This is a genomic window from Pseudovibrio sp. POLY-S9, from assembly GCF_001431305.1.
Taxonomy (GTDB): domain Bacteria; phylum Pseudomonadota; class Alphaproteobacteria; order Rhizobiales; family Stappiaceae; genus Pseudovibrio.
Genome location: NZ_LCWX01000165.1, coordinates 44081 through 53202, shown reverse-complemented (window position 1 = coordinate 53202; position 9122 = coordinate 44081). Strand labels below are relative to the sequence as shown.

At 52.8% G+C, this 9122-nt stretch carries 11 protein-coding genes and 1 pseudogene; 7 read left to right on the top strand and 5 right to left on the bottom strand.

The genetic code is table 11. The annotated features are described in order from the left end of the window. A partial coding sequence (locus PPL9_RS15930; RefSeq protein WP_057463623.1) for a DUF58 domain-containing protein occupies positions 1-916 on the bottom strand: 916 nt, incomplete at its 3' end. A 22-nt stretch (positions 917-938) separates the two neighbouring features. Continuing rightward, positions 939-1952 carry a MoxR family ATPase gene (locus PPL9_RS15925; RefSeq protein WP_057463622.1) on the bottom strand — a complete coding sequence of 338 codons (1014 nt, stop codon included), beginning with the start codon at positions 1950-1952 and terminating at the stop codon, positions 939-941. 506 nt (positions 1953-2458) lie between these two features. On the opposite strand from PPL9_RS15925, the gene PPL9_RS15920 reads away from it, so the two are divergent. From PPL9_RS15920 to PPL9_RS15895, 6 genes are all read left to right on the top strand, one after another. Next, entirely contained in the window at positions 2459-3028 is a 570-nt protein-coding gene (locus tag PPL9_RS15920) for a DUF1285 domain-containing protein (protein ID WP_244273404.1), read from the top strand. A gap of 27 nt (positions 3029-3055) precedes the next feature. Continuing rightward, complete coding sequence (locus PPL9_RS15915) at positions 3056-3676, top strand: CoA pyrophosphatase (protein ID WP_082596903.1); 621 nt, start codon at positions 3056-3058, stop codon at positions 3674-3676. Further along, positions 3676-3948, top strand: coding sequence for a DUF6111 family protein (locus PPL9_RS15910; RefSeq protein ID WP_208860182.1), 273 nt, complete (start codon positions 3676-3678; stop codon positions 3946-3948). The genes PPL9_RS15915 and PPL9_RS15910 overlap by 1 nt, the downstream gene beginning before the upstream one ends. Continuing rightward, on the top strand, positions 3945-5165 hold the full coding sequence (locus tag PPL9_RS15905) for a CCA tRNA nucleotidyltransferase (RefSeq protein ID WP_057463619.1): 1221 nt from the start codon (positions 3945-3947) through the stop codon (positions 5163-5165). The genes PPL9_RS15910 and PPL9_RS15905 overlap by 4 nt, the downstream gene beginning before the upstream one ends. Positions 5166-5167: 2 nt before the next feature. Further along, positions 5168-5605: a DUF1284 domain-containing protein gene (locus PPL9_RS15900; protein WP_057463618.1), complete on the top strand. Its 438-nt coding sequence runs from the start codon at positions 5168-5170 to the stop codon at positions 5603-5605. A 173-nt stretch (positions 5606-5778) separates the two neighbouring features. Further along, a complete protein-coding gene (locus tag PPL9_RS15895) occupies positions 5779-6831 on the top strand; it encodes a Tim44 domain-containing protein (RefSeq protein ID WP_057463617.1) in 1053 nt (350 codons plus the stop codon). A gap of 176 nt (positions 6832-7007) precedes the next feature. Here the strand turns inward: PPL9_RS15895 and PPL9_RS15890 are convergent, their stop codons facing one another. Beyond that, positions 7008-7439, bottom strand: a complete 432-nt coding sequence (locus PPL9_RS15890) for an organic hydroperoxide resistance protein (protein ID WP_057463616.1) — start codon at positions 7437-7439, stop codon at positions 7008-7010. 181 nt (positions 7440-7620) lie between these two features. On the opposite strand from PPL9_RS15890, the gene PPL9_RS15885 reads away from it, so the two are divergent. Continuing rightward, complete coding sequence (locus PPL9_RS15885; RefSeq protein ID WP_208989409.1) at positions 7621-8091, top strand: MarR family transcriptional regulator; 471 nt, start codon at positions 7621-7623, stop codon at positions 8089-8091. A 3-nt stretch (positions 8092-8094) separates the two neighbouring features. Here the strand turns inward: PPL9_RS15885 and PPL9_RS15880 are convergent, their stop codons facing one another. Beyond that, on the bottom strand, positions 8095-8568 hold the full coding sequence (locus tag PPL9_RS15880; protein ID WP_057463614.1) for a PAS domain-containing protein: 474 nt from the start codon (positions 8566-8568) through the stop codon (positions 8095-8097). An 80-nt stretch (positions 8569-8648) separates the two neighbouring features. Further along, positions 8649-9122, bottom strand: a pseudogene (locus tag PPL9_RS15875) (translation-associated GTPase); the annotation flags it as partial.

Genomic DNA, 9122 nt, shown 5'->3' with positions numbered 1-9122 from the left:
CTCCTCTCATTTTGTGTTGTGGTGCGTCTGCCAGACGAGAATGAAGCAACATTAACGGCTCGACCGCTGGGCGGTCTGTGTGGTGCAACGTATAGCTCCAGCCGAATTTACGGGCGAGTGAGTTGATCTGGTCTTTATGCGCAGCGAGGCGATGCAAGTATTCTTGTTGCCAAGTTTGCGCGCGGCCTGCCTTAAGCTGCTCTCCATTCTCTGGGTCTTCGAACTGGGTAGGGCCAGTGAAGGGAAAGGTTTCTTCAATCGGGTCCAACAGTTGAATGAGATGACCTTTGGCGCCTGTGCCGGCGATGTTGGCCATCCACGCTTCCAGCTTTTCCGGTGGGTCTAGCAGGTCAGAGAAGAGCACAATCTCTGAGAAACGTCGGATTCCTTCCGGATTTGGTAGCGTTGCCTCAGGATTTTCGTGCGCCAGAGTTTCGGCTATGGTTTGCACCCCATTTCTGCTGGCAAGTGGTCTTGTAAGGCCAGCCAGACCCACACGTTCCCCCGCTTCGTTTAAAGCATAAGTCAGAGCCAACATGAGAAGCAGAGCGCGGTCGCGTTTGGAGGCGGTGGCTTGTCTGCTTTGAAAACGCATGGAGGCGGAGAGGTCTGCCCAGACCCAGATGGTTTGGGCTGCTTCCCATTCGCGCTCACGCACATACAAATTGTCGTCGCGGGCAGAGCGGCGCCAGTCAACTTGCTGGGCTGCCTCACCAGAGAGGAAAGGGCGGAACTGCCAGAAGGTTTCGCCGGGGCCTGCTCGGCGACGACCATGCCAGCCAGAGGTGACATTGGCTGCAATGCGTCTTGCCTCAACCAGCAGCTCTGGCAAGGTATCAGCAATGGACTGCGCTTCGCCCGTTAAGCCGAAGATGTTTTCCTGTCTGTCTTGAGGAGCGGTCCTCGAAGATAACATATGCGATCCTGTCGGCTTGTTGTTAGGCGATGCGTTCTTTTATGTCTTTGAGCAGTTGCGGAATGGTTTTTCCGTCGGCTCTTGCGGCAAAGGTGAGAGCCATGCGGTGTTGCAGCACAGGTTCGGCCAGAGACATGACATCGTCAACGCTTGGGGACAGGCGTCCGTCTGCCAAAGCACGGGCACGAACGGTCAACATGAGTGCCTGACTGGCGCGCGGTCCTGGGCCCCAGGCGATGTATTGGGCGAGATCATCAAAGCCATCTGCTTCGCCGGGGCGGGCTGCTCTGACCAGTTTCAGGATAGCGTCCATGACGGTTTCGCCCACGGGAATGTGGCGTACCAGTTGTTGCATCTCCCGCAGCTCTTCAAGTTGCAGGACCTGTTTGGATTTGGCTTCTGTCGCCCCTGTGGTTTCCAGTAGAATTCGGCGCTCTGCATCTATGTCCGGATAATGGACATCAATCTGCATGAGGAAGCGGTCGAGCTGGGCTTCCGGAAGTGGGTAAGTGCCTTCCTGTTCAAGCGGGTTCTGAGTGGCCAGTACGTGGAAGGGGGCAGGCAGGTCGTGGTGATGGCCTGCGATTGTAACGTGGTATTCCTGCATGGATTGCAGGAGAGCGGACTGGGTTCGCGGGCTGGCGCGGTTGATCTCGTCTGCCATTAGTAGCTGGGCGAAGACCGGGCCGGGAATGAAGCGGAAGGAGCGTTTGCCATCCGGGGCTTCCTCCATCACTTCAGAACCCAAAATGTCCGAGGGCATCAGGTCTGGTGTGAACTGGATACGGCTGGAATCGAGGCCGAGCACTGTGCCCAGAGTTTCCACCAGTTTGGTTTTTGCAAGACCGGGAACACCAACAAGCAGACCGTGGCCGCCGGAGAGAATCGTCACCAATGTGCGTTCAACGACGCTTTCCTGACCAAATATGGAACGGGCGATTTCCTCTTTTGCCTGTCGGATTTTCTCACAAGCCGCCTCTGTGCGTGCGACTATATCCTCTGGTTTGGGGGGCATGCCTGTCATATTGGTGTTCATCGCTGCTCTCTTTTCGTCGCGCGTTGCAACCCTGCCTAGCTCACCTTTGCATCATACTCGGTTTTAAAAAAGGCGATCCCTAGCAAATTTATAGGCCTGTACTTTTCAGCATTAGGCTGACTATGCAGGCAGAAGTGCAATGCAAGGCGCGAAAGCCAGTTTCAAAATGTTTTGATATGATCGGGGTCAGAGCATCCCTGGGTTATAGTTTGGTTGGCTCTACCCTAACGGCATTTCTGTGAACAGATAGTGAGTCTGAGGGCTGAGATTCCGTTTGCCCCTGAGAATTGAGAGCATTGCGCCCTTAATAGAGACCACCAATGACGTCTCTTATTTTGCTGCGTCGATGCTTATCGCAAAGGTATAACTTGGCGCGGGCTTTGAGGGAGGGTAGCGTTAGAGCTTGCGTGACACCATATTACCCCAATAGTGGTGTGTTCCGATGTATTGGTAGAATGACCGTGGTGAGCGAACTAACAGAAAAGAGCATTCCGGAAATCAAGGAGATGCCGAAAGGTCTTCAGGCTTTGATTTCGCGTGCGGGAAAATCCAAAAGCCTGCCTCCTATCCATCTTTGGAACCCGGAGTTTTGCGGAGATCTGGATATGCAGATCAAGCGGGATGGATCCTGGTATTACATGGGCACGCCTATTCAGCGTGAGGCTCTGGTGCACCTGTTTTCGACTGTGTTGAAGCAGGAAGAAGATGGGAAGTACTATCTTGTAACGCCCGTTGAGAAGATTGGCCTAACCGTTGAAGATGCGCCGTTTGTAGGCGTGGAAATGGATATTCACCAGCAGGACGGAGAGCAGGTGATTACGATCCGGACCAATTGCGGTGACGTGGTTGAAGCTGGGCCTGACAATCCTATCCGTTTTGTACAGCAGGAAGAAGATGGCGGGCTGAAGCCTTACATCCTTGTGCGTGACCGATTGGAAGCATTGTTTGCGCGGACACTGGTTCATGAGCTCGCGCCGCATTTGCAAGAGCGTGAAGGCGAGGGTGGACGGGTTGTTGGCATTGAAAGCCATGGTGCATTCTTTGTGGTGGATACGGTCCAGAACCTTGGATTTTAGGAAGAGACATTAGGACGGCGTATTATCTTGTCTGAGTTTACAGCAGAGAATTTCAGATCTCGGGTGATGGACCGGTTGGCCGGTCAAGCCCATGAGCCTGCAGGAGATCACATCCTCAATCCGGATATTCCTGATTATGGTGAGGATCTGGAGCAGGTACGGGATGCTGCTGTTCTGATCGGTATTGTTGACCGGGGGACAGAGGCGTCCATTCTTTTAACCCAGCGTACTGCGCACCTGCGTTCTCATGCTGGGCAGATTGCGTTTCCTGGTGGCAAAATTGATGAGGATGATGACGGGCCTGTGGGTGCAGCTTTGCGAGAGGCGCATGAAGAAGTTGGCCTGGACTCTGACTTAGTAGAGATTTTAGGTGATCTTGGCGATTACTACACGGGCTCCGGGTATCGGGTCGTGCCGGTTCTTGCGACAGTCAAACCTCCGTTGATCCTCTCTCCCAATCCGGCAGAGGTGGATGAAGTATTTGAAGTGCCTTTGTCTTTTCTGATGAACCCTGAGAACCACCAGAAAAAAAGCGGAGAATTCAGAGGCAAAACGCGCTACTATTATGCCATGCCGTTTGAGCAGCGTTACATATGGGGTGTCACCGCTGGCATCCTGCGCGTGCTTTACAATAGGGTTTATGCCTGATGATACGAATGCTCCTGACACATGGGTTGTTGTTCTTTGTTCCTTTTATCGCCTACGCAGTGTGGGTGATGGTGGTACGTAAGGCAAAGAAAGACAAGCGATTTCGCGATGGCCCGATGTTGTGGTTGAGCATCAGCGGAATAGCTCTTGTCATCGCCAGCCTGATGCTGCTTGCAGAAACAAGCCGCGCACCTCTTGGCTCGCAATACAGACCAGCGCAGGTGGTGGATGGTGAGTTCGTTCCAGGTGGATACGAGACTCCTCAAAAATGACCAGATTACAACAGAGCGGCTGGCTGGACAGTGCTGCTGTTCAGCGGGCTTTTGACGTTCTGGAACAAGACGGTGATGTTGCGCGTGCAGTTGGTGGAACTGTGCGCAATTCCCTACTTGGTGAAGTGGTGGATGATGTTGATATTGCCTGCACTGCCTTGCCGGATGTGGTGCTTGCCAGAGCGGAAGCTGCTGGTGTCAAAGCCATCCCAACTGGTGTTGACCATGGAACGGTGACGCTGGTTATTGATCGCCAACCGATTGAAGTGACCTGTCTGCGCGAAGATATTGAAACGCACGGACGCCACGCGACGGTTAAGTTTGGGCGTGACTGGACGAAAGACGCGCAGCGCCGCGATTTCACAATGAATGCGCTTTACGTGGACCGTCATGGTGAACTGTTTGATCCGCTGGGCGGTCTGGATGACTGCCTCAACCGGCATCTGCGGTTCATTGGAGATGCGCGTGCGCGTATTCGCGAAGATTATCTGCGGATCCTACGGTTCTTCCGGTTCTTTGCGACTTACGGGCAAGGGGAGATCAATGCGGATGGGTATGCTGCCTGTCTTGAATTGAAAGATGGCCTTTCTCATCTTTCCAAGGAGCGTATCACCAAGGAAGTGCTGAGAACGCTGTCTGCACCGCGTGCTCTCGATTCTTTGCTGCTGATGGAGCTGGGCGGAATATTGCAGCTCATTTTGGGTGGAGAGGCTGCGAGCTCTCGCTTGGCGCGCCTTTTGGACCTTGAGGATTTGCCTGAGGCAGCTCTCCAGCCGGTGTTGCGGCTTGGTGGTGTTGCAGGACCGCAAGTTGCTGAGCTCCTGCGCCTTTCTAATGCGCAGAAGAAAGAAATTGAGGTTGCTGCTGATATTGCGGAGGTGCTGCATACACGCGGGCAGAGCAAACAGCAGTTGAAGGCGTTGTTGGTTGCTCATGGAACGGATGCTGTTGTTGATGGTGTTTTGACTGCCTGGATGAACGACATCGTGCAGAGTGAGGCGGAGCTGAAAGAGTTGTTGGCCTTTGCGCAGAACTGGGTGATACCGAATTTTCCGCTGACTGGTAAGATGATGCTTGCTGGCGGTATTCCTGCCGGACCTGATATGGGTAAGGCGATGCGGCTGGCACAGCAGATCTGGGCTGATGCGGATTATCAGCAATCTGCTGAGAGTTTGCTGGAGCAGGTGAAAGTGCTGCTGGCTGATGAGGTGAAGTGATCATGAGTGTCAAGCTGCGTGGTCATCACTTGCTATGCGTGCTTACATTTATTGGGCACGGCTATTCTCCTGCGTTTTCCAAGAACTACGAGGCTGTGGTGAAGCGCCTGAATGCGGGAGAGGCTGCCCTACTGGTTGAGGGGCCGGATGAGATTTGTGCGGTTCTGATCAGTGAAGAAGAGCAGCCGCATTGCTTTAATTGCAGTGTGGTGGAGCGTGATAAAGCGGCTGTGATGTTGATCTCTCGCCTGCTTGGGACTGAGCTGCGTGTTGGTGATGAGCTTGTGCTAAGTTCGCATTTGGTCACCAAGATGCGGAAAGCATATGCTGAGGGTGTTTTTAAGAAGGCCTGCCAAAACTGCGAGTGGGTGGAGTTTTGTGATGAAATCTCCTCATCTGGCTTTCAAAAAGTCCATCTTCACAATCCAATGAAGCCCTGAAGTCGTTTGCCTTTGTTTTGAGGGACTTAAGCTGTTTCTGAAATTTTCATTGGTGCGTATTCTTGTCTGAAAACCAGCTTCCACTTTTCGGGAATGCACTTTGGTCTTCAAATTTTAACAGAATGCCCCCATATGGAGGGCAACATGAGTTTAAGGGCAGGTTTAGGGGTTACATGCTTGCATTGAATAAGTTTCCAAAGTTTCTCACACTCTTGGTGTTTTCGATCGGTCTGATCTTTGTGACGGCTGACTTTGCAGAGGCAAAGCGTGGATTCAGTTTCGGTAGCCGCGGTTCACGCAGTTACTCAGCTCCAAAAGCGACCAAGACTGCACCAAAGACGGCTCCGGTTCAGCGGACCATGACACCTAACAACGGCACCAACACAGGTGCGCAGCAGCAAAATGCAGCTGCAGCCTCTAAGGCAGCTGCAGGCCAGCGCCGTGGCTTGTTTGGCGGTGGTTTCCTCGGGTCTATGCTCGGTGGATTGGCACTTGGTGGATTGCTGGGCATGTTGTTCGGTTCCGGGTTCGGCGGTATGGCCGGGTTATTCGGTATGATCATGCAGGTGTTGCTGATCGGCGGTGGTATCATGTTGTTGATGCGGTTCTTGCGGGGACGCCAACAGCCACAGGCCGCTGGTGCTGCCCATGGATACCAGCAGGAGCCACAGCAGAACCAGTCGTTCAGCTTTAATGATGCGGGTGCGCAGGATGCGCCGCGTCGTTCAGGATCTTCTGGCATTCCGAACACCGGTTTTGGTGGTGGTCAGGCGCCTCAGTTTGAGGAAAAGCCTGTCTTTTCTACCGAAGCGGATGATGAAATCGGCCTGACTGCGGATGACTTTGATGCCTTTGAAGCGCTGCTGACAACCGTCTGGACTGCTTACGGCTCTGAAGATTACGGTAAGATCCGCGAAATCGCGACGCCTGAAATCATGGGCTACTTTGCTGAGGAACTGGGTAAGGCTGCGTCCAACGGTCTTGTCAATGAAGTGCGCGGCATCAAGCTGCTTCAGGGTGATCTGAGCGAAGCCTGGCGTGAAGGCGACAAGGACTATGCGTCTGTCGCAATGCGCTATGAGGCCATTGATGTGATGCGTGAGCGGGCCAACAACAAAGTGGTTGAAGGCAATCCGGATGTACCGGAAGAGCGGACAGAGATCTGGTCGTTTGTTCGTGATGCCGGTGAGAGCTGGAAGCTCTCAGCTATTCAACAAGCTGATTAATCAGAGCAGATAATAGAAATTGGAAAGGGGCCTCATGGGCCCCTTTCTCTTTAATGGTTCGATGGGTCTTGTGCTGCTAAAGCAATTCGCGTTTTTGCTGAAACGCCTGATCTGCTTTAGCTTTTGCTTTTGCGTATCTATCTCGAAAACCGATAGGCACTTTTGGGAAATACGCTTTAGGTTGCGACAGAAAGCTTTACATCGATGTTGTTGCGGGTTGCGTTGGAATATGGGCAGACCTCATGCGCTGCAGCGACGAGTTCTTCTGCTTTTGCTTTGTCCATGCCCGGTACGGTAACAGCGAGAGCAATTTCCAGACCGAAACCACCTTCGGAGCGTGGGCCAATGCCAACGGTTGATTCTACGTTCACGTCAGCAGGCAGAGCGATGTCAGACTGCTGAGACGCTACAAACTTCATAGCTCCGATGAAACATGCGGCGTATCCAGCAGCGAAGAGTTGCTCTGGATTGTTGCCTTCTCCACCTGCACCACCCAGTTCTTTTGGGGTTGCAAGTGTCAGTTCCAGAGCACCGTCCTTTGTTTTTGCAGTGCCGTCCCGGCCACCGGTAGCAACTGCGCTTGTTTCATAAAGAACGTTAACTGGCATTTGGTATTCCTCGTTGCTGTTATGTATCGTGCACGATTAAATCCTATGCGATATAGTTAAGAAGAAATGTGGGGTGCTGTCAATCAAAACGTGAATTAATCGTGTGCGATTTAGTTTGACGGCTTTTATATTGATGGGTAGAACGAGGAAAGAGGATGTTACTCAGGACTGGAATACGGTGATGGCCGAGAAGAAATCTGAAGAATTTCAAGGCTTTGGTTTAGATCAGCATTTGTGCTTTGCCATCTATAAGGCCAACCACGCCTTCAATCGGTTTTATAAACCGGTGATGAAGAAGCTTGGGGTCACGTATCCGCAGTACATCACTTTGCTTGCTCTTTTGGAAAAAGACCATCAGCGCGTCTCCGAGTTGGGGGAGCGCTTGTTCCTTGAGTCGAACACTCTGACACCGTTGCTTAAGCGCCTTGAAGAAATGGGCTTTCTTGCTCGTGCGCGCTCCAAAGAAGATGAGCGGCAGGTTATTGTTAGCCTGACGAAAGAAGGGCGTGATTTGAGTGATGGCGTGATTGACGTACAGCACTGCGCCTTTTCCAATCTGGATGTGCCGGTAGAAACCATTGGCCAGCTGGTTGAGCAGCTTAATGACATTCAGGAGATGTTGACGGAAGCCAAAGAGAAGGTTTCCAGCTAAAGATCAGCTGTCGGGTAGCATCGCTTTTTCAAAGGGATCGCGGCCATGCTGATCATATAAGCAACACAGGTCCTGCACTTCTTCCTTTAACAAGACAAACTGGGAAAAGCCGACGAGCTCTCCGTCAATATGGATTGGGGAGACGGTGACGAGAATGGTGGTGGTTCCGTATGGATTGGCCACATAACGCACCGGGTCTTTGCGGCCATCTTTGAACAGCTGCAGCATGGCATCGAACCTCGGGTTGGTGATGGCGCGGCGGTGGTTTTCTTTTACATTGTGCCCGATGTGGCGGGGCTTGCGATCCAGATTTTCTGAAGCCCATTTGTTGTAGTAGAGCAGCTTGCCGTCTTTATCGATGATGGTGACACCGATGCCTGCTTCGTCCAACAGGCGGTCAGCCCAGCCTGACAGTCTCCACGCTTCCAGAATTCGTTGTTCAGTGACTTCCGGCAGTTCGCTCTTGTTGTCAGTCATGTTTGCTTACTCGCTGTTCGCCCAAACCTTAGCGAAGGCGAGTAAGCAATTGCTTTCAGAAATACTCGGGTTTTCTAAAGCTATGAGAATGCGGTGGCTGTTTTGAACTTGCGCTGGCGTGCCCAGAGAATGCCCAGTGAACCCGCTGTCATGATGACGCCTGCCAGAATGGTGATTGGATCTAGTAGTGTCTGAGGCAGATAGCCAGCTTTGTCGGCGATGAGCTCAAACAGCAATGAGGTGAACGGCAGGGCGGCGATTGTGGCAACGTAGTTCTGACTGCCAACCAGATTAATCGCCTGCATGGACAGGAACATGGACACACCGCGCAGGGTTATGCCGACACAAATGGCCGCGAGCCACATGGTTGGGCTCCAGACCTGTGTCAGGTCGATGAGCGGCAGGTTGCTGGTCCAGTCCGTTGCTTGCTGTGTTGCTGCAGGGCCATCGGTGATGAGAGAGAGGGCGGCGAGGGCGATGAGCATGATCAGCGCGCTAGCCACCAGCATGACACCGCTGAGCGAGGCGCGCTCCTTCAGATCATCTCCCTGATT